17 protein-coding genes and 1 pseudogene are annotated in these 19,161 nt (G+C 68.4%); 12 read left to right on the forward strand and 6 right to left on the reverse strand.

The annotated features are described in order from the left end of the window. Positions 1 to 9: 9 nt before the first annotated feature. The 3 genes from ACLARN_RS11485 (at position 10) to ACLARN_RS11495 (ending at position 2,983) form a co-directional block, all read left to right on the forward strand. A complete protein-coding gene (locus ACLARN_RS11485) occupies positions 10 to 432 on the forward strand; it encodes a nitroreductase family deazaflavin-dependent oxidoreductase (protein WP_409491587.1) in 423 nt (140 codons plus the stop codon). Positions 433 to 589: 157 nt separating this feature from the next. Then, on the forward strand, positions 590 to 2,197 hold the full coding sequence (locus tag ACLARN_RS11490; protein ID WP_409491325.1) for an alpha/beta hydrolase: 1,608 nt from the start codon (positions 590 to 592) through the stop codon (positions 2,195 to 2,197). Between the two features lie 78 nt (positions 2,198 to 2,275). Beyond that, positions 2,276 to 2,983: a nucleotidyltransferase domain-containing protein gene (locus tag ACLARN_RS11495; RefSeq protein WP_409491326.1), complete on the forward strand. Its 708-nt coding sequence runs from the start codon at positions 2,276 to 2,278 to the stop codon at positions 2,981 to 2,983. 1 nt (position 2,984) lies between these two features. On the opposite strand, the gene ACLARN_RS11500 is transcribed toward ACLARN_RS11495, so the two are convergent. Both ACLARN_RS11500 and ACLARN_RS11505 read right to left on the reverse strand, forming a co-directional pair. Next, positions 2,985 to 3,332 (reverse strand): darcynin family protein, encoded by a 348-nt coding sequence (locus tag ACLARN_RS11500; protein ID WP_409491327.1) that lies wholly within the window; start codon positions 3,330 to 3,332, stop codon positions 2,985 to 2,987. Positions 3,333 to 3,343: 11 nt separating this feature from the next. Then, positions 3,344 to 4,768 (reverse strand): MFS transporter, encoded by a 1,425-nt coding sequence (locus tag ACLARN_RS11505; protein ID WP_409491588.1) that lies wholly within the window; start codon positions 4,766 to 4,768, stop codon positions 3,344 to 3,346. Between the two features lie 156 nt (positions 4,769 to 4,924). Between ACLARN_RS11505 and ACLARN_RS11510 the strand changes: the two genes are divergently transcribed. Both ACLARN_RS11510 and ACLARN_RS11515 read left to right on the forward strand, forming a co-directional pair. Continuing rightward, a complete protein-coding gene (locus ACLARN_RS11510; protein WP_409491328.1) occupies positions 4,925 to 5,830 on the forward strand; it encodes a LysR family transcriptional regulator in 906 nt (301 codons plus the stop codon). A 400-nt stretch (positions 5,831 to 6,230) separates the two neighbouring features. After that, positions 6,231 to 6,692, forward strand: a pseudogene (locus ACLARN_RS11515) (MgtC/SapB family protein); the annotation flags it as partial. Positions 6,693 to 6,814: 122 nt separating this feature from the next. On the opposite strand, the gene ACLARN_RS11520 reads toward ACLARN_RS11515, so the two are convergent. Beyond that, on the reverse strand, positions 6,815 to 7,615 hold the full coding sequence (locus ACLARN_RS11520; protein WP_409491329.1) for an alpha/beta fold hydrolase: 801 nt from the start codon (positions 7,613 to 7,615) through the stop codon (positions 6,815 to 6,817). A gap of 77 nt (positions 7,616 to 7,692) precedes the next feature. Beyond that, positions 7,693 to 10,503 carry an aconitate hydratase AcnA gene (gene acnA, locus ACLARN_RS11525; protein WP_409491330.1) on the reverse strand — a complete coding sequence of 937 codons (2,811 nt, stop codon included), beginning with the start codon at positions 10,501 to 10,503 and terminating at the stop codon, positions 7,693 to 7,695. A gap of 385 nt (positions 10,504 to 10,888) precedes the next feature. Between acnA and ACLARN_RS11530 the strand changes: the two genes are divergently transcribed. The 6 genes from ACLARN_RS11530 (at position 10,889) to ACLARN_RS11555 (ending at position 16,389) form a co-directional block, all read left to right on the forward strand. Then, entirely contained in the window at positions 10,889 to 12,259 is a 1,371-nt protein-coding gene (locus ACLARN_RS11530) for an NlpC/P60 family protein (protein WP_409491331.1), read from the forward strand. A 2-nt stretch (positions 12,260 to 12,261) separates the two neighbouring features. Beyond that, positions 12,262 to 12,804, forward strand: a complete 543-nt coding sequence (locus tag ACLARN_RS11535; RefSeq protein ID WP_409491332.1) for a molybdenum cofactor guanylyltransferase — start codon at positions 12,262 to 12,264, stop codon at positions 12,802 to 12,804. Positions 12,805 to 12,826: 22 nt separating this feature from the next. Then, positions 12,827 to 13,261 carry a VOC family protein gene (locus ACLARN_RS11540; protein WP_409491333.1) on the forward strand — a complete coding sequence of 145 codons (435 nt, stop codon included), beginning with the start codon at positions 12,827 to 12,829 and terminating at the stop codon, positions 13,259 to 13,261. Between the two features lie 132 nt (positions 13,262 to 13,393). After that, positions 13,394 to 14,458, forward strand: a complete 1,065-nt coding sequence (locus tag ACLARN_RS11545; protein WP_409491334.1) for an AAA family ATPase — start codon at positions 13,394 to 13,396, stop codon at positions 14,456 to 14,458. Positions 14,459 to 14,527: 69 nt separating this feature from the next. Further along, positions 14,528 to 15,412, forward strand: a complete 885-nt coding sequence (locus tag ACLARN_RS11550; RefSeq protein ID WP_409491589.1) for a DUF58 domain-containing protein — start codon at positions 14,528 to 14,530, stop codon at positions 15,410 to 15,412. Further along, entirely contained in the window at positions 15,409 to 16,389 is a 981-nt protein-coding gene (locus ACLARN_RS11555) for a VWA domain-containing protein (protein ID WP_409491335.1), read from the forward strand. The genes ACLARN_RS11550 and ACLARN_RS11555 overlap by 4 nt, the downstream gene beginning before the upstream one ends. 76 nt (positions 16,390 to 16,465) lie before the next feature. On the opposite strand, the gene ACLARN_RS11560 is transcribed toward ACLARN_RS11555, so the two are convergent. Beyond that, complete coding sequence (locus ACLARN_RS11560; RefSeq protein ID WP_409491336.1) at positions 16,466 to 16,927, reverse strand: tRNA (cytidine(34)-2'-O)-methyltransferase; 462 nt, start codon at positions 16,925 to 16,927, stop codon at positions 16,466 to 16,468. A gap of 110 nt (positions 16,928 to 17,037) precedes the next feature. Between ACLARN_RS11560 and ACLARN_RS11565 the strand changes: the two genes are divergently transcribed. Further along, on the forward strand, positions 17,038 to 18,633 hold the full coding sequence (locus ACLARN_RS11565; protein ID WP_409491337.1) for an alkaline phosphatase D family protein: 1,596 nt from the start codon (positions 17,038 to 17,040) through the stop codon (positions 18,631 to 18,633). On the opposite strand, the gene ACLARN_RS11570 is transcribed toward ACLARN_RS11565, so the two are convergent. Then, positions 18,621 to 19,022: an acyl-CoA thioesterase gene (locus ACLARN_RS11570; RefSeq protein ID WP_409491590.1), complete on the reverse strand. Its 402-nt coding sequence runs from the start codon at positions 19,020 to 19,022 to the stop codon at positions 18,621 to 18,623. The genes ACLARN_RS11565 and ACLARN_RS11570 overlap by 13 nt on opposite strands. Positions 19,023 to 19,161 lie beyond the last annotated feature (139 nt).

A 19,161-nucleotide genomic window follows, 5' to 3' on the forward strand; every position in this document is an offset into this window, starting at 1 on the left:
CCGTGGCTGATGGGGCTCGCGGGCGGGATCATCTGGGTGGACAAGAAACTCCACCGGCTGTTCAAGGGGAAGGTGAGCCTGGTCGCGCTGGCCGGGCTCCCTTCCCTGCGGCTGACCACGACCGGCCGCAAGAGCGGGCTGCCCCGCAGCACGAATCTGCTGTACTTCCCCCGCGATGGGGACTTCGTCCTCGTCGGCTCCAATTGGGGGAGGCCGAACCATCCCGCGTGGACGCACAACCTGCGCGCGCATCCGGACGCGGTCGTCGCGCTGGCGGGCAAGGAGATCCCGGTCAGGGCCAGGGAACTCCTCGACGACGAGTACGACGCGATGTGGAAGCTCCTGCTGGACTTCTGGCCGGGCTACTCCATGGAAGAGCGGTCCGCTCGCCGTGTGTTACCGATTTTCGAGTTAAAGACCACCACTCGATAGGTTCGTACCATCCTTTCGGCCGGTGACTGGGTTACCGGCTTGTGCGAGGCTCGCTTGGTGTTACGCGCCGTGACGTCGACGGCGCACCGTGCGACGTGTTCTGAGCGCGTCGCCAGCCGAGGGAGGAGTCGTTTTGCCGAGATCCACAAGGAGGCCGGTGCGCGGTCTCGCACTGGTAGGGGCACTCGTGGCCGGTGCCGCGCTCACCGGGCTGTCCGCCGGTAGCGCGGTCGCGGCCCAGGACGGCGGGCTCTCCGCCGCCCAGGTCGGTGCGACCCCGCCGGTGACCTGGGGGGCCTGCACGGCGGACCAGATCCGCGGTGTTCCCGCCGACCAGGTCAAGTTCTACAGCTGCGCGCGCTACCGCGTGCCGATCGACCACGACAACGCGGCGCTCGGCACCATCGACATCGCGATGCTGAAGCGGGCGGCGAAGACACCCGACAAGAAGGTCGGCTCGCTGTTCCTCAACCCGGGCGGCCCGGGTGGTTCCGGGTTCCGGATGCCGATCGGCGCGACGAACTACTTCCAGCCGCAGGTGCTGGACCGGTTCGACCTGATCGGGTTCGACCCGCGCGGCGTCGGGGCCAGCAACCCGCTCAAGTGCTTCACCACGCAGGAGGACGCGAACGACGTCTTCGCCGCGCAGATCCCCGTGCCGCTGTCACGGCAGGAGATCTCCGGGACGCTGGCGTCGTACCGGGACTACGGCCAGTTCTGCAAGAACAACGCCGGTGCGCTGCTGAACCACATGTCCACCAAGGACGTCGTGCGTGACCTCGACAAAATGCGGGCGGCCGTCGGCGACCAGAAGCTGACCTTCGTCGGCTTCTCGTACGGGACCCTGATCGGGTCGACGTACACGGGCATGTTCCCGAAGCAGAGCCGGGCGATCGTCATCGACGGCAACGTCGACCCGGCACTGCGCACCAGCGACGGCGTGCAGTACGACCGCGAGCGCGCTCGCGGGTTCGAGATCGCGCTGGACGGCTTCCTGCGCAAGTGCGCACAGGTCGGGCCGAAGTGCTCGTTCAGTTCGGGCACGCCGCGGGCGAAGTTCGACGAGATCCGTGACTACCTGCGCCAGCAGCCGATCAAGCTGCCGGACGGCAGCACCTACGACATCAACGCGTTCACCAGCACGGTGGCCGGGGTGCTGTACTCGCCGACGTCGTTCCCGCCGCTGGCCGACGACTTGCAGGCGCTGTACAACGTCGTCCACCCGCCGTCGGCGCAGACGCAGACGGCGCAGGCCGTCGAGCTGAAGGTGCTGCGGTCGGGCGCGAACGGGCGCGCGGACGCCGACCCGGACAGCCCGTATGTCGGTGACGACTCCTACTTCGCCGTGAACTGCTCGGACAAGAAGATCACGATCAAGCAGGAGAAGGTTCCCGAGATCGCCGCGAAGTGGGAGAAGGAATCGCCCACTTTCGGTCGCTACCAGGCGTTCTCGGACATCGCGGGCTGCCCGGTGTGGCCTGCGAAGAAGCCGGATGTGTTCCGCGGCCCGTGGCAGGCCAAGACCGACACCCCGGTGCTGGTCGTCGGCAACTACTACGACCCGGCGACCCAGTACCTGTTCTCGAAGCGGATGGCCGACCAGTTGGGCAACGCCCGGTTGCTCTCGGTCGACGCCTTCGGGCACTGCATCCTGGGTGACTCGCTCGGCGTGGACAAGGTGACGGCCGACTACCTGATCGACCTGAAGGTCCCGGCCAACGGCCAGGTGTTCCAGCCGAACGTCCAGCCGTTCGAAACCGCCTGATCTCAGGGAAGGCCGCCTTCGGAACGAGTTTCGTTCCGAAGGCGGCCTTCGTGGCGTTCGGAGCGGCATCCTGGACCGATGGACCTCGTCGGTACTGCTCGCGACCTCGCCGCCGCCCGCTTTCCCGGCGCGCGGGCCGCGATACTGGGCGGCAGCACGAACACCGCGCGCCGGACCGCGTTCTCGGACCTCGACATCCTCGTGTTCCTCGACGGCCCGCCCGCGCCGTTCCGTGAGACGACCGAGTACGAGGGCCTGCCGGTGGAATGGTTCTGCCACACCGACGAGTCGTACGAGGTCTTCACCGGGCGGGAGATCGCGGACCGGCGTTCTCCGTTGCTGCACATGTGCGGCGAAGGCGTCGTGCTGCTCGACCAGGACGGGTTCGGCCATCGGATCGGCGAGGAGGCCCGGACGCGGTTGCGCGCCGGGCCTCCTCCACTTTCGGCGAGCGAGCTGGAGGACCGCCGCTACGGGCTCACCGGTCTTCTCGACGACCTCGAGGGCGCCGACGATCCCGGTGAACTGGTCTTCATTGCCGACCGGCTCTTGATCGCGGTGGCCAACCTGATCCTCGCCGTGCGGCGACGATGGCGATCACACGGCAAGTGGTTGCTGCGCCGCCTTCGCGAGGCCGATCCGGAGACCGCCGACGATCTCCTGCGCGGCTACCGGCGGCTGGTGTGCGAGGGAGACCCGGCCCTCTTGCGGCACGTCTCCACGCGCGTCCTCGACGACGTGGGTGGCCGTCTCCTCGCGGGCTACCGTCGAGACGCTCCTCGCTAGCTCACACGTTGATACTCGCGTAGTTGTCCAAGCCGTAGTTCGTGGCGTACGCGTTCTCGACGCCGACCAAGAGGTCGACGATCTCGAAATACCGGTCCCAGAAGGGTGTTTCGCGCAGCGCCTCGATGAGCAGCTGGTACGAGTGGTGGTCGTCGGCCTCCCACACCCACACGTCGGTCACCCGCGCGGAGTAGAACTCGGTGTCGTAGAAACGGGAACGAACTCCCTTCACCTTGCTCTCGATCGCCGGGAGAACTTCGGTCTTGAAGGACTCCACGCGCTGCTCGACCGTCAGGCCGAGCCATTCGGGTGTGGTCTTCACCAGCATGAAGGCGGTTACTTCGGACATGGTGCTTCCTTTCAGGCATTCCCGCGAGTGCGGGAAAGTCGCGACTGCCCGGCGACGAGCGCCCCGAGGACGAGCACGCTCACGCCGATCACCCGCAAGGCCGTGCTCGTACTGGTGACGAACGCGGAGATCACCTCGGGTGCGCGGTCCGGCGCCACGGCGAGGGCCTGCGCCACGGTGTGCGGATCGTGGTTCGCGCGGACGTCGGCCGGCAGCGCGGCGACGAACTGTCCGGTGAGAACGGTGCCGATGACCGCGACGCCGAGCGCGCTGCCGAACTCGCGGGTGGTGGCCTGTAGCCCGGCGCCGACACCGGCCTGAGCCGGTGGCAGCGAACCGGAGATGGCGGCGGACAGCGTCGGAAGGGCCAGCGTGACCCCGATGCCGGTGACCACAAGCCAAGCCGCGTAGGCGATATACGGCGTCGCGGCGTCGATTGTGGACAGTCCGATGAGGCCACAGCCGCCGAAGGCGAACGCCAGCGCGACAGTGGCGTCGACGCCGACGCGCTGGACGAGGCGCCCGACATGCCGCGCGCCGAGGATGACCGGAATGGTCATCGGGATGATCCCGAGCCCGGTGAGCAGCACACTGAATCCCTTGCCGTACTGCAGGAACGACGCGTTGACGTAGAACAGTGCGAACATCCCGAAGAAGATCGCGGTCATGCCGAGGCAGGCACTGCGCAGCGCGGGGACGCGGAACAACCGGGGATCGAGCAGTGGGTGCTCGACCTTCAGTTCCACGAACGTCCACGCGGCGATCAGCACGACGGCACCGGCGAAACCGATCAGGACGATCGGGCTGGTCCAGCCCGCTTCGGGGCCTTCCACGATGCCGAGCAAGAGGGCGACCGACGCGCCGACGAGCAGGAGGGCGCCGAGCAGGCTGAGCGGCCGGTCGTGCCGCGGGGACACCGGCGCGATGCGGGCGACGAAGGCGGCGAGCAGCAGGGAGATCGGGACAGCGACCGCGAACAGCCAGCGCCAGGACCCGCCGGAGAGCACCGCGCCACCGCCGACGTTCCCGACGACACCGCCGATGCCGGTCATCGAGGCCCAGGTCGCGATGGTCACGCCCTTGCGCTCGGCTGGCACGGCGTGCAGCAGGACGGCGAGCGTGTTGGGCAGCACCGCGGCGGCGCCGATCCCCGTGATCGCCCGGCCCGCCAGCAGGAAGGGCACGTTCGGCGCGACCGTCGAGAGCAGCGCGCCGAGACCGAACAGCGCCAGGCCGGCGAGCAGGACACCCTTGCGGCCGAAGCGATCGCCCGCGGCACCACCGGGGATCACCAGACAGGCGAAGAAAACGACATAGGTGTCGACGATCCAGATCAGCGCCGACGCGGACGGGCTCAGGTCGCTCGCGGCCAGCATCGGGACGGCGAGGTTGATCGCGGCGACCATCCCGACGACGAGCACGACGCAGGCGCACATGACGGCCAGCAGGCCGCGCCGCGCGACCGAGCGGCTCGCGGCGGCTGTCGGGTCGTCGCGGATGTTGAGTCGAAGTGGCATGCCTATTAAGCTATGGACCAGCGAGTACTTCGTGCCACGCAACTTCGGCAAGAGTGAGTTGCGTACGATGCAACTATGGCCGACCAGTTGGACCTGAACCTCTTGCGCGTATTCGACGCGTTGCTGCGGGATGGCAGCGTCACCGCGGCGGCCGAGCGTCTGCACCTGTCGATCCCGGCAACGAGCCGCGCCCTTGGCAGGCTGCGGCGGGCGATGGGGGACCCGATCCTGGTGCGCGCGGGCCGCGGGATGGTGCCGACGCCGTTCGCGCTCCGGACAGCACCGCGTGTGCGATCGCTGCTCGACGAGGCGTCGGCCCTGATCAGTGCTGACCGCGAACTCGCGATCGGCGACCTCGAACGCACCTTTACCATCCGTATCAACGACGGCGTCGCCGCGACGCTGGCGACCGCGGCCGTCGAGGCGACCGCCGCCGTCGCGCCGGGTGTGGTCCTGCGCTTCGTCGGGGAAGGCAGCGAAAGCACCGAGGCACTGCGGGACGGCTCTGTCGATCTGGACATCGGCGCCGGTGATGTCTCGGCTCCCGACATCCGGTCGATGCTGCTGTACCGCGAACGAGTGGTCGCGATCGTCCGGGTCGACAGCCCTTTGGCGCGCACGCGCCGCCCGACGCTGGCGCAACTTTGCCGGTATCCCCACGTTTCCGCTTCCCGGCGCGGTCGCACCCGAGGGCCGCTCGACGAGGTCTTGGAGGCCGAGGGACTCCAGCGCCGGGTCGCGGCGGTCGTCCCCACGTCCGCCGTCGCCGCGTTCCTGGTCGCGTCGAGTGACTACATCGGACTGGCGCCCCAGCGGCTCGCCGAGCAGTACGGCCGGGCGCTCGGGCTCCGCTGGTTCCCGATTCCCGCGGACCTTCCGGAGATCGAAGTGCGCCTGCTCTGGCACGCCCGCCTCGACGCCGACCCGGCCCAGCGCTGGCTGCGCGACACGATTCGCGACGCGTTCGATTCACCCGATTAACGGCAAGTTCCGGAGCCGGGGGCGTCTGCGGTCGCTATGTCGAAAGACACAGAGGGCGCCGTGCGGTGGAACTCCGACGGAAGCCTCACCGACCTCGAAAGGGCAGCTGGAGCAGGGCCGGGAACCATCACCTTCGCCACCTCGGTCAACACTCACGGGGGTGATCGTCGGCCGGTCCGGCGCGGTCGCCGTGCGCTGGACACCTTGATCGGCGTGGTACCTTCCGAAGGTTGATCGACACCGTTCGAATACGAAAGCGAGGTGAGCGGCACATGCCGGAAGACAGTTCTGGAACGACCGGATGCGGTCGCCGTTCACCCGTGTGCGCGGTGCGCTGACCTTTTCCGGTCTCCTTTCCCTGTCTGGCCTTGTGTACGCACGCCAGAAAAGAGCCGGAATCATGAACACCTTCGAAATGCTGCTCAGGGTCGGCACCGGCGTTGGACTGGGCGCCGTCATCGGCATCGAGCGCCAGTACCGCGCCCGGATGGCCGGACTCCGCACCAACGCCCTCGTCGCCGTCGGCGCCACCCTTTTCGTCCTGTTGTCCGCCCACGGTTTCGGCGGGCTGAACACCAGCGGTGACGCCGACCCGACGAGGGTGGCCGCCCAGATCGTTTCCGGCATCGGCTTCCTCGGCGCCGGAGTGATCCTGCGGGACGGGCTGAACGTGCGCGGACTCAACACCGCCGCCACGCTGTGGTGCTCGGCGGCGGTCGGATCCCTTGCGGGAGCGGGACTTTACGTCGTCGCGCTCGCGGGGACGGCCGTGATCGTCGGGGTCAACGTGCTGCTGCGCCCGCTCGGCCACGTCCTGGACCGCCGTCCGGAGAACCGGGAAGAGTGCTCCGAGCAGGAAGAGCGCGAGACGGCTTAGTGGGTCGCGGCGGCCTTCGCGGTCACTGTCCCCAATGTCGCATTGGAGACGCTCAGCGACACCAATGCGACATTGGGGACATCGGCCACGCGTGCCCCTCGCACCCACTAGCAGTCCAGGAAATCCAGCAGGAGCCGGGAAAACTCGGCGGACTTCTCCAGATTGATCATGTGCGCGACCCCGGGAACGACGAGTTTCCGGGAGTCACGCGCCTCGCGATCGATCTGCTCGGCGATGTCGAGGATGTCCGACGAATCCAGGTCTCCCACCATTGTCAGGATGCGCGGGGTCAACTCGCCGACGCGTTCGATGGCCCGTAGTTCGTCCATCAGCGTGAAGCCGCCGCCGCGGTGCCGGGTGATCGTATGCGTGTACATCTCCTGGCACCGGCGGCGAACCTCCTGGTCGACGTCCGACGGCGCGCGCCGGGGGCCGTCCACCCACATCCGCACGACACAGTCGATGGCGGCGGGAAGATCGCCTCTGGCGCCCGCTTCTTCGAGTTTCTTGGTCTGCTCCAGGACAAAGGGGTCCTTCGTCGTCATCGCGCTGAGTCCCGTCGCAACGAGGACGAGGGTCTCGACCAGGTCCGGGTAGGTCAGCGCGAAGTCGACCGCGATCCGCCCGCCGCCGGACAACCCGACCAGTGAGGCGCGGGGGAGTTCCAAGGCGGTCATCAGCTCGCGGAGATCGTCGTAATGCCGGAACCGCCCGGTCGGCGTGGACGATTCGCCGTGTCCCCGCGCGTCGTAGCGAACGGCGGTGTAGTGGCCTTCGAGCGCTGTCATCTCGGCGTCCCACATGCGGGAGTCGAGCATCCCGCCGTGCAGCAGGATCACCGGATCGCCCGCACCTCGTACTTCGTAGGCCAGTTCACCGTCTTCGACCTGGATTCTTCCACGCGCCATAACGGGAACGGTACCGAAGAACGCGAAGGCCCCTTTCCCCAAAGTGCGGGGAAAGGGGCCTTCGCCGTGCGAAGTGCTTACGCCTGGGTCATCTTCCGCAGGACGTACTGCAGGATGCCGCCGTTGCGGTAGTAGTCCGCCTCACCCGGGGTGTCGATGCGGACGTCCGCGTCGAACTCCACCTTGGTGCCGTCGGTCTTCGTCGCGGTGACGTGAACCGTGTGCGGGGTCTCGCCGTCGTTCAGCTTCGTGATGCCCGAGATGTCGAACGTCTCGGTGCCGTCGAGGCCGAGTGACGAGGCCGATTCGCCCGCCGGGAACTGCAGCGGGATGACGCCCATGCCGATCAGGTTCGACCGGTGGATCCGCTCGAACGACTCGGTGATCACCGCGCGGACACCGAGCAGCGAGGTGCCCTTGGCCGCCCAGTCACGGGAGGAACCGGAGCCGTACTCCTTGCCGCCCAGCACCACGAGCGGGATGTTCCGCGCCGCGTAGTTCTGCGCCGCGTCGTAGATGAACGACTGCGGGGCGTCGTCCTGGGTGAAGTCGCGGGTGTAGCCGCCCTGCACGTCGTCCAGCAGCTGGTTGCGCAGCCGGATGTTCGCGAAGGTGCCGCGGATCATGACCTCGTGGTTACCGCGACGCGAGCCGTAGGAGTTGAAGTCCTTCTTCTCCACGCCGTGCTCGGTCAGGTACTGCGCGGCCGGGGTGCCCGGCTTGATCGCGCCGGCGGGGGAGATGTGGTCGGTGGTGACCGAGTCGCCCAGCTTCGCCAGCACGCGGGCGCCGGAGATGTCGGTGACCGCCGACGGCTCCGCCTTCATGCCGTCGAAGTACGGGGGCTTCCGGACGTAGGTGGACTCCGCGTCCCAGTCGAAGGTCTTGCCTTCGGGGGTGGGCAGGGACTTCCACCGCTCGCCACCGTCGAAGACGTCGGCGTAGTCCTTGGTGAACATCTCCTGCGTGATCGCGTAGTCGATGGTCTCCTGGATCTCCTTGGCCGCGGGCCAGATGTCCTTCAGGAAGACGTCGTTGCCGTCGGTGTCCTGGCCGAGCGGCTGGTTCTCGAAGTCGAAGTCCATCGTGCCGGCGAGCGCGTAGGCGATGACCAGCGGCGGCGACGCGAGGTAGTTCATCTTCACGTCGGGGTTGATCCGGCCTTCGAAGTTCCGGTTGCCCGAGAGCACGGAAACCGCGGTGAGGTCGTTCTCCTGGATCGCCGCGGAGATCTCGTCCGACAGCGGGCCCGAGTTGCCGATGCAGGTGGTGCAGCCGTAGCCGACCAGGTGGTAGCCCAGCTTCTCCAGGTACGGCCAGAGACCGGCCTTGTTGTAGTAGTCGGTGACGACCTGCGAACCCGGCGCCATCGAGGTCTTGACCCACGGCTTGACCGCGAGGCCCTTGTCGACCGCGTTCCGCGCGAGCAGCGCCGCGCCGAGCATGACCGACGGGTTGGAGGTGTTGGTGCACGAGGTGATCGAGGCGATCACCACGGCGCCGTGGTCGAGGACGAACTCGCCGCGGTCCGACGTGCTGACCTTGACCGGCTTGCTCGGGCGGCCACTGTGGCCGTTCGCCGCCGACTGGATGTCGACCGCGCCCTCGTCCTTGAACGAGAGGGCCGCCGGGTCGCTGGCCGGGAAGGACTCCTCGACGGCTTCGTCGACGTTGGTGTGCGGGGTGTCCTGCTCGCCGCCGACGTAGTCGTGGATCGACTTGCGGAACGAGTTCTTCGCGTCGGTGAGCTCGATGCGGTCCTGCGGGCGCTTCGGGCCGGCGATCGACGGGACAACCGTCGACAGGTCCAGCTCGATGTACTCGGAGTACTCCGGCTCGTGCGACGCGTCGTGCCAGAGGCCCTGCTCCTTGGCGTAGGCCTCGACGAGCGCGACCTGCTCCTCGGAGCGGCCGGTGAGCTTGAGGTAGCGGACGGTCTCCTCGTCGATCGGGAAGATCGCCGCGGTGGAGCCGAACTCCGGGCTCATGTTGCCGATGGTGGCGCGGTTGGCCAGCGGCACCGCGCCGACGCTCTCGCCGTAGAACTCGACGAACTTGCTGACCACGCCGTGCTTGCGCAGCATCTCGGTGATGGTGAGCACGACGTCGGTGGCGGTCACGCCGGTCGGGATCTCGCCGGTGAGCTTGAAGCCCACTACACGCGGGATGAGCATGGAGACCGGCTGGCCCAGCATGGCCGCCTCGGCCTCGATGCCGCCGACACCCCAGCCCAGCACGCCGAGGCCGTTGACCATGGTGGTGTGCGAGTCGGTGCCGACACAGGAGTCGGGGTACGCCTGGCCGTTGCGGGACATCACCGTGCGCGCGAGGTGCTCGATGTTGACCTGGTGCACGATGCCGGTGCCCGGCGGGACGACCTTGAACTCGTCGAAGGCGCCCTGGCCCCAGCGCAGGAACTGGTAGCGCTCGCGGTTGCGCTCGTATTCGATCTCGACGTTGCGCTCGAAGGCGTCGGGGCGGCCGAAGACGTCGATGATGACCGAGTGGTCGATGACCAGCTCGGCGGGCGCCAGCGGGTTGACCTTGTCCGGGTCGCCGCCGAGGTCGGTGACGGCCTCGCGCATGGTGGCGAGGTCGACGACACAAGGCACGCCGGTGAAGTCCTGCATGATCACGCGGGCGGGCGTGAACTGGATCTCGATCGACGGATCGGCCTTGGCGTCCCAGTTGCCGAGCGCGCGGATGTGGTCGGCGGTGATGTTCGCGCCGTCCTCGGTCCGCAGCAGGTTCTCGAGCAGGATCTTCAGACTGTAGGGAAGGCGCTCCGCACCCTCGACCTTGTTGAGGCGGAACACCTCGTAGGAGGCGTCGCCCACCTTCAGCGTGTCTTTGGCGCCGAAGCTGTCCTTGCTGGCGGGTGCAGTCACTTCTAACTCCAGTGGCGGGTCAGTTCGGTGTGTTCTCCAGGTCGTTCGGGTCGACCAGGAGCGAGTGTTGCGCACCCCCACCGTAAGTCCGGACCCGGGATGGCACACCTCGTTCGTCCCCACAAACAGTACGCCTGTCCTTTTTTAAGTTCAAGTCGCCCCTGGGTCCGGATCTGTACCGCTCACTTTGGGAGGTAAGCCGACACGCGAGTCAGGAAGGTCTCAGCGACCTGCGGCCATTCGAGTGACGAAACGTTCGTCTGTTCGTCCCCCGTTGAGGGGAAATGGTGCCTACGGTGTGTAAGTTCCTGGTGGTGCTTCTGGTAATGCTGTGACAGCAGTGGCACAGTGAGCTCGTTGTTCAAGATCAGGAGGTGGGCGGATCGTGCGTGGTGAAACCGGGTTCGGCACCGGTGCCCGCCGTGGCGTGACCATCGGCGCGCTCGGCGTCGCCCTGTTGCTCGGGGTGACGGGTACGGGTCTCGCGGTTCCGCCGCCCCCGCCGAACCCCAGCGACTCCGAGATCAACTCCAGCAAGTCCGAGGCCAACGCCAAGGCGGGTGACGTCGGCAGGCTCACCAATCAGCTGGCCCAGGCCGAGTCGAAGCTCTCTCAGCTCAACGACGAGGTCGAGCTGAAGATGGAGGAGGCCAACAAGGCGAGGGTCGACGCCGAGACGGCGCAGGACGAGGCCGCGCAGGCCGACCGTGAGGCGCAGTCGGCGCGCACGGAGTCCGACGCCGCCCAGGCGACCATCGACAAGGCGCGCGCCGACCTCGACAAGTTCGCCGCCGCCAGCTTCCAGCAGGGCAGCACCGTCGGCTCGGTGTCGGCGTACCTGACCGCCAACAGCCCCAAGGAACTCCTCGGCCGCGCCCAGATGCTCGACGCGGTCGGCGGCAGCAGGCTCAACGCGCTCGACACGATGAAGCGCGCGCAGACCGAGAAGTCCAACAAGGACGCCACGGCCCGCAAGAAGCTGGAGATCGCGCAGGAGCGCAAGCGCGCGGCCGAGGCGGCCAAGCACGAGGCCGACAACGCCCAGAGCGCCGCCCAGCACGCGCAGGACACCCAGGCCACCCAGACCGGTTTGCTGGAAGCCGACAAGACCAACGTCGAGAAGCAGCTCTTCGAAGCGCAGCAGAAGGTCAGCGGTCTCCAGGGACAGCGGCAGCGCTACGAGGACTGGAAGGCGCAGAAAGCCCGCGAGGACGAGGAACGCGCTCGTCAAGCCGCTCTCGCCGCGTCTCGGCCCAGCCCCAGCCCCAGCCCCAGCCAGGGTGGCGGTGGCCGTCCGTCGAGCGGCAGGCCCGTCCAGTCGGCTCCCGCCGGTTCGAGTGTCGAGGCCGTCGTCCGGCGGGCGTTGTCGCAGCTGGGACTTCCGTACGCGTGGGGCGGTGGCAACGGCTCCGGCCCGACGCGCGGCATCCGCGACGGTGGCACGGCGGATCGCTACGGCGACTACATGAAGATCGGCTTCGACTGCTCCGGGCTGATGATCTACGCGTTCGCGGGGGTGCGGTCGCTCCCGCACTACAGCGGATACCAGTACAACGCCGGGCGGAAGGTGCCGCTCTCGCAGATGCGCCGCGGCGACATGCTCTTCTGGGGCGGCAGCGCGCGGGGCATCCACCACGTCGCGATGTACCTCGGGAACGGGCAGATGGTCGAGGCGCCGCAGTCCGGTCTGCGGGTGCGGATCGCGCCGGTTCGCTACGGCGGCATCATGCCGTACGCGACCCGTTTGATCGGCTAGAGGTGGCCTACGCGGGGATCGTGCTGGCGGGCGGTGCCGCGCGCCGCCTGTCCGGTGTGGACAAACCCGCGCTCGCCATCGGCGGGAAACCTTTGCTGGCACGGGCTCTGGCCGCGCTCGCCGAAGCGGACCCGGTGATCGTCGTCGGACCCGAACGGCCGGGTTTCGGCGACGTCCGGTGGACTCGGGAGGCCGAGCCCGGCACCGGACCGGTGGCCGCGCTGGCGGCGGGACTCGCCATGGTGGGCACGGAGAACGTCGCCGTCCTCGCCGGTGATCTCGCCGGAGTCCGGAAGTCCACTGTGGACCGGCTGGTGGCCGCACTGGGGTCCGCTGACGGCGCGGTCCTTGTCGACGTCGGCGGGGAACGGCAGTGGCTGCTGGGCGTCTGGCGGACGGAAGCGCTGCGCGGCGCCTTGCCGGAGACGGTGGAGAACGCGTCGCTGCGGCGGACCTTGGGCGGGCTGGACATCGTCGAAGTCCCTGAGGAACCAGGGGAGAGTGCCGACATCGATACGCCCGAGGATATCGATCGATTCTCCTGAGGCGGGTGGCTATGGTGGGCCGATGGCGTCTGTCAAACAGGTCCAAGTCACCTTCGATTGCAAAGAACCCGAGCGGGTGGCCCGATTCTGGTGTGAGGTGCTGGGGTACGTCGTGCCGCCGCCACCGGAAGGATTCGACACCTGGGACGACTACACCCGCTCGCTGCCACCTGAGAAACAGGACGCGGGGTTCGTCTGCCAAGATCCCACCGGGGTCGGCCCTCGGCTGTATTTCCAGCGCGTTCCCGAAGGCAAGGTCGTCAAGAACCGGGTGCATCTCGACGTCCGGGTCGGTACCGGGCTTGTCGGTGAAGAGCGCCTCGCCGCCATCGAGGCCGAGTGCGCGCGACTGGTCCCGCTCGGCGCCGTCCGCGGGCTGCTGCTGCTCGCCGACGAGGAAAACGAGTCCTGCCTCAACATGCAGGACATCGAGGGCAACGAGTTCTGCCTCGACTGAGGCGCCCCCGGCGGCTCCTTCACAGCCGTCATACCGGTGGTCGGGTTGGCTACCGTCACGAACGGCTGTGCCGACGACCACTACGGTCACAGCCGGACGCAAGAACGCAAGCGGGGAACACAGGAGGCACGAGTGACCGAGCCCGGCTACGCCGACGGCGCGCAGCAGCAGCCCGGAACGCCGGCGCGGGACGCCCAATTGCTGGAGCGGACCGTGTTCGAGGTCAAGCGGATCATCGTCGGCCAGGACAGGCTGGTCGAACGGATGCTGGTCGGCCTGCTGGCCAGGGGCCACCTCCTGCTCGAAGGTGTCCCCGGCGTCGCGAAGACCCTCGCCGTCGAGACCTTCGCGCGGGTGGTCGGCGGCTCGTTCTCGCGAGTGCAGTTCACCCCGGACCTGGTCCCCGCCGACATCCTCGGCACCCGGATCTACCGACAGGGCGCCGAGCGGTTCGACGTCGAACTCGGCCCGGTGGTGGCGAACTTCGTGCTCGCCGACGAGATCAACCGCGCGCCGGCGAAGGTGCAGTCGGCGATGCTCGAGGTGATGGCCGAGCGGCATGTGTCGATCGGCGGCCAGACCTTCCCGATGCCCGACCCGTTCCTCGTGCTCGCCACGCAGAACCCGATCGAGAACGAGGGTGTGTACCCGCTGCCCGAGGCGCAGCGCGACCGGTTCCTGTTCAAGATCGTCGTCGAGTACCCGACGGCCGAGGAAGAGCGGGAGATCATCTACCGGATGGGCGTCACCCCGCCCACCCCGCAAGAGGTACTGAGCCCCGGCGAGCTGGTCCGGCTTCAGAACGTGGCTTCGCAGGTGTTCGTGCACCACGCGCTGGTCGACTACGTCGTCCGCGTCGTGCTCACCACCCGTACCCCGAACGACCACGGCCTCGCCGACGTCGCGGGCTGGGTGTCCTACGGTGCCTCGCCGCGCGCCAGCCTGGGCATCATCGCCGCGTCGCGCGCTCTCGCGCTGGTCCGTGGCCGGGACTACGTGCTGCCGCAGGACGTCGTCGACGTCGTGCCGGACGCGCTGCGGCACCGGCTCGTGCTGTCCTATGACGCGCTGGCCGACGGTGTCCCCATCGACCACATCATCACGCGGGTGCTCCAGACCGTGCCGCTGCCGCAGGTCTCGGCCCGTCCGCAGGGCGGCGCCGCGCAGAGCGTCCCGGCCGGCGCACCCGTCAGGTAAGGACGAAGCGTGAAGAACGAGAAGGGCGAACGCCCTTCCTGGGCACCGCCGGTACTCCGCGGGGAGCGGATGGAGGCGGGCCTGCGCACGCTCGAACTCGACGTGCGCCGCCGTCTCGACGGTCTGTTGCAGGGAAACCATCTCGGCCTGGTGCCGGGGCCGGGTTCGGAACCGGGGGAGGCCCGGCCTTACCAGCCCGGTGACGACGTCCGCCGGATGGACTGGGCGGTCACCGCGCGGACGACGAGCCCGCACATCCGGGAGACCGTCGCCGACCGCGAGCTGGAGACGTGGCTGGTGGCGGACGTGTCCGCGAGCCTCGACTTCGGCACCGCGCTCTGCGAGAAACGTGACCTCGTCGTCTGCGCGACGGCGGCGGTCGCCCATCTGACCGGTGGGGGCGGCAACCGGATCGGCGCGCTCGTCTCGAACGGGGCTGGCAGCATCACGCGCATCCCCGCGCGCGGCGGGCTCCCGCACGCGCGGGGACTGGTCCGCAAACTCGCCGAGACCCCGCGTGCCGAGGAAGGTGTCCGCGGTGATCTCGCCGCCGCACTGGAGAAACTGCGCCGTCCTCCCCGCCGTCGCGGGCTCGCCGTCGTGATCTCCGACTTCCTCGGCGACATGGAATGGCAGCGCCCGTTGCGCGCGCTCGGCGGGCATCACGACCTCATCGCCATCGAAGTCCTCGACCCGCGCGACATCGACCTGCCCGACGTGGGCACCGTCGTGCTGGCCGACCCGGAGACAGGGAAACAGCGCGAAGTGCACGCTTCGGCCTTGCTGCGCAAGGAATTCGGCGCCGCGGCGCATGCTCACCGGCAGGAGGTCGCGGCCGCGTTGCGGCGGGCCGGTGCCGCGCATCTGGTGCTGCGCACCGATTCGGACTGGATCGCGGACATGGTCCGGTTCGTCGTGGCCCGCAAGCGCCGCTGGTCCGGTGGTGTCGCGTGAGCCTGACCGGATTCGCCTCGCCGTGGTGGTTCCTGCTGCTGCTGGCGGTCGCCGCGGTCGCCGTCGGCTACGTGCTTTCCCAGCGCGCGCGGCGCAAGCGCACCATGCGGTTCGCCAACCTGGAACTGCTGGACAAGGTCGCGCCGAAGACCCAAGGCTGGGTGCGGCACGTCCCCGCCATCCTGATCGTGCTCTCGCTGCTGGTGCTCACCGTCGCACTCGCCGGTCCGACCGCCGAGCAGAAGGTGCCCCGCAACCGGGCCACCGTGATGCTGGTGATCGACACCTCGCTGTCGATGGAAGCCACCGACGTCGCCCCGACGCGGCTGAAGGCGGCCCAGGAGTCGGCGCGCTCGTTCGCGCAGAACATGACTCCGGGGGTGAACCTCGGCCTGATCTCCTTCGCGGGGACGGCGACCGTGCTGGTCGCGCCGACCACCGACCGCGGCGGTGTCGTGAAGGCGATCGACAACCTGAAGCTGGCGCAGTCGACGGCCACCGGTGAAGGGATCTTCGCCGCGTTGCAGTCGATCGAGAGCTTCTCGGCGATCGTCGGCGGCGCGGAAGGCCCGCCGCCTGCCCGGATCGTCCTGATGAGTGATGGCAAACAGACCGTCCCGGACGACCTGTACGCACCGCGAGGCGGCTACACGGCCGCGCAGGCGGCGAAGCAGGCGCAGGTGCCGATCTCGTCGATCTCGTTCGGGACCACGCACGGTTCGGTCGACATCGACGGCAAACCGCAGGACGTGAAGGTCGACGACGAATCGCTGGAGGAGATCGCGCGCCTTTCGGGCGGCGACTTCTACAAGGCGGCCAGCGCTGACGAGCTGAAACGCGTGTACGACGACCTCGGCGAGCAGATCGGGTACGAGCTGAAGGACGCCGACGCGAGCCGTCCTTGGGTGATCCTCGGGACGCTGGTGCTGATGATCGGTGCCGCCGCTTCGCTCTTCCTGGGGCAACGACTGCCGTAGGCGCACGTGTTATGAACGGACCGTTCATAACAAGATTTGTTATAAACGGTCCGTTCATAACATGGGGGCCACGCCTTCAGGGAGTCGCGAAGCCGTTCTGCCGCCAAGCCTCGTACACGCTGATCGCCGCCGTGTTGGCCAGGTTCAGCGAGCGACTGGTCGGCAGCATCGGCAGCCGCACCCGCTCGGTCACCTGCGCGGCCTCCTGGACCTCCGCGGGCAGCCCGGCCGACTCCGGCCCGAACATCAGCACGTCACCCGGCTCGTACGCGACCTCGGTGTGCAGCCGTGTCGCCGAGGCGCTGAACGCGTAGACCCGCGCGGGCAGCAAAGCCGCCCACGCCGCGTCGAGGTCCGCGTGGACGTGGACGCGCGCGAGGTCGTGGTAGTCGAGGCCTGCCCGTCGCAGCTGCTTGTCCTCCAGCGTGAAACCGAGTGGCTCCACCAGGTGGAGCTCGCAACCGGTGTTCGCGGTCAAGCGGATCGCGTTACCCGTGTTGGGCGGGATTTCGGGGTGGTAGAACAGGATGCGGAACACGAGGGTTGATCGTCTTTCGTTCACGGGCGCTTCGCCTGAGGGCGGCCGGGAGGCCATATACGCGGACGAGCATGAGGCCGCCCGTGACCATCCCACCACAGGAGGGCTTCATGCCTTCGCTCCCTCACCCCCTGTCGCGGCGTCGCTTCCTCGGTTATGGCTCCGCAGGCGCGGCCGCCGTCCTGCTGGGGACCGGTGCCTGGAACGCCGCCGGTGCGATGCCGCTCGCGAGCGGCTCCGGTAACCCCTTCACCTTGGGCGTCGCCTCGGGTGACCCGTTGCCCGGCGGTGTCGTGCTCTGGACCAGGCTCGCGCCACAGCCCTACGAGGCCGACGGCTTCGGCGGGATGCCGCGGACGCCGGTTCGCGTCGAGTACGAGGTCTCGCTGGACGAGCGCTTCCGTGCCGTGATCCGCCGCGGCTCGGTGGTCGCCACCCCCGAACTCGGTCACTCCGTGCACCCCGAGATCCACGGCCTCGCGCCGGATCACCAGTACTTCTACCGTTTCCGCGCGGGCGGCGAGATCTCGCCGGTCGGCCGTACGCGGACGGCGCCGGTCGCGTGGTCGTCGCCGCGCGAGCTGAACTTCGCGTTCGCGTCCTGCCAGAGCTGGGAGGCCGGGCATTTCACCGCGTACAACCACATGGCGGCAGAGGACCTCGACCTGGTCGTGCACCTGGGCGACTACCTCTACGAGAGCGGCGTCACCGGTGTCGGGCGCGGGACGCCGGTGGGTCCGCAGTTCAAGGGCGAGACCTTCGACCTCGCGCGCTACAGGCTGCAATACGCGCTCTACAAGTCCGAAGCGCCGTTGATGGCCGCGCACGCCGCCTTCCCGTGGATCCACGTCAACGACGACCACGAGGTGGAGAACAACTGGGCGGGCGACATCTCGCAGATCGACAAGGAACCGGACCAGGACCGCGCGGTGTTCCGCCAGCGCCGCGCGCAGGCGTTCCAGGCGATGTATGAGCACCTCCCGTACCGCATCGCCCAGCTGCCGAAGGGGCCGGACGCGCGTCTGCACCGGCGGCTGAGCTACGGCACGCTGGCCGACTTCACCATGCTCGACACCCGCCAGTACCGCGACGACCAGCCGTGCGGCGACGGCCAGTCGGCGAACTGCACCGAGCGGTTCGACGAAGACCGCACCCTGCTCGGCTCGGAACAGCGGAAGTGGCTGCTCGACGGCTTCTCCCGATCCCACGCGCGGTGGCAGATCCTGGGCAACCAGGCACCGATGGGCCAGACCGACACGGACGCGGGCGAGGCGACCAACGTGCACCTGGACCCGTGGGACGGCTACGTCGCCGACCGCGACCGCGTGCTCGCCGCGGCGCAGGACCGGGGTGTGCGGAACCTGGTGGTCATCACCGGCGACCGGCACCAGAACTACGCCTGGGACCTCAAGCGTGACTTCGGCGACCCGGGTTCGGCCACGGTGGCGAGCGAGTTCGTCGGGACGTCGATCACCAGCGGCGGCAACGGCGCCGACATGACGCCCGCCGGGGAGAACCTGCTGAAGGCCAACCCGCACATGAAGTTCTTCAACAACCAGCGCGGCTACGTCCGGGTGAACGTCGACCGGCACCGCTGGCGGAGTGACTTCCGGGTGGTGCCGTTCGTCAACACCCCCGGCGCGCCGATCAGCACGCGGGCCAGCTACGTCGTCGAGGACCGGCGCCCCGGCGTTCAGTCCGGCTGAGCAGGCAGGAAGGCGGCGTACGCCTCGCGCACGAACGCGGGCGGCGCCGCCTTCCGGAGCGTCGCCGGATCGACGAAGACGTAGCGGTTGGTCGCCTCGGTGCACACCTTGCCGTCGCGGCTGAGCTCGAAGTCGATGATCAGCGACGTGGTTCCGAGATGGTTCAGGAACGCCGAGACGACCAGTTCGTCGTCGTAGCGGCAAGGCGCCCGGTAGCGGAGGTTCGACTCGGCGACGACGGCGTCGACACCAGCGGCCAGCGCCGCCTCGTGGGAGCCGAAGAGGGCTCTCTCCACCTCGAACATGGCCATGTCGACGTAGGCGAGGTAGTTCGCGTTGAAGACGATGCCCTGGCCGTCGCATTCGTGGTAGCGCACGCGCAGCGGCATTTCGACGATCGGTTTGGTCACCCTGCCAATGTAGGAGCTGAAGGACGCTTTCCCCGCATCGCATGGGGTGAAAGCGTCCTTCGCCCGATGGCATGCGGGGAAAGTCCCCTTCAGCCCCAGTGTCCTGAGTCCGAAGTTC

It is taken from the genome of Amycolatopsis sp. cmx-11-12, from assembly GCF_046269425.1.
GTDB lineage: Bacteria > Actinomycetota > Actinomycetes > Mycobacteriales > Pseudonocardiaceae > Amycolatopsis.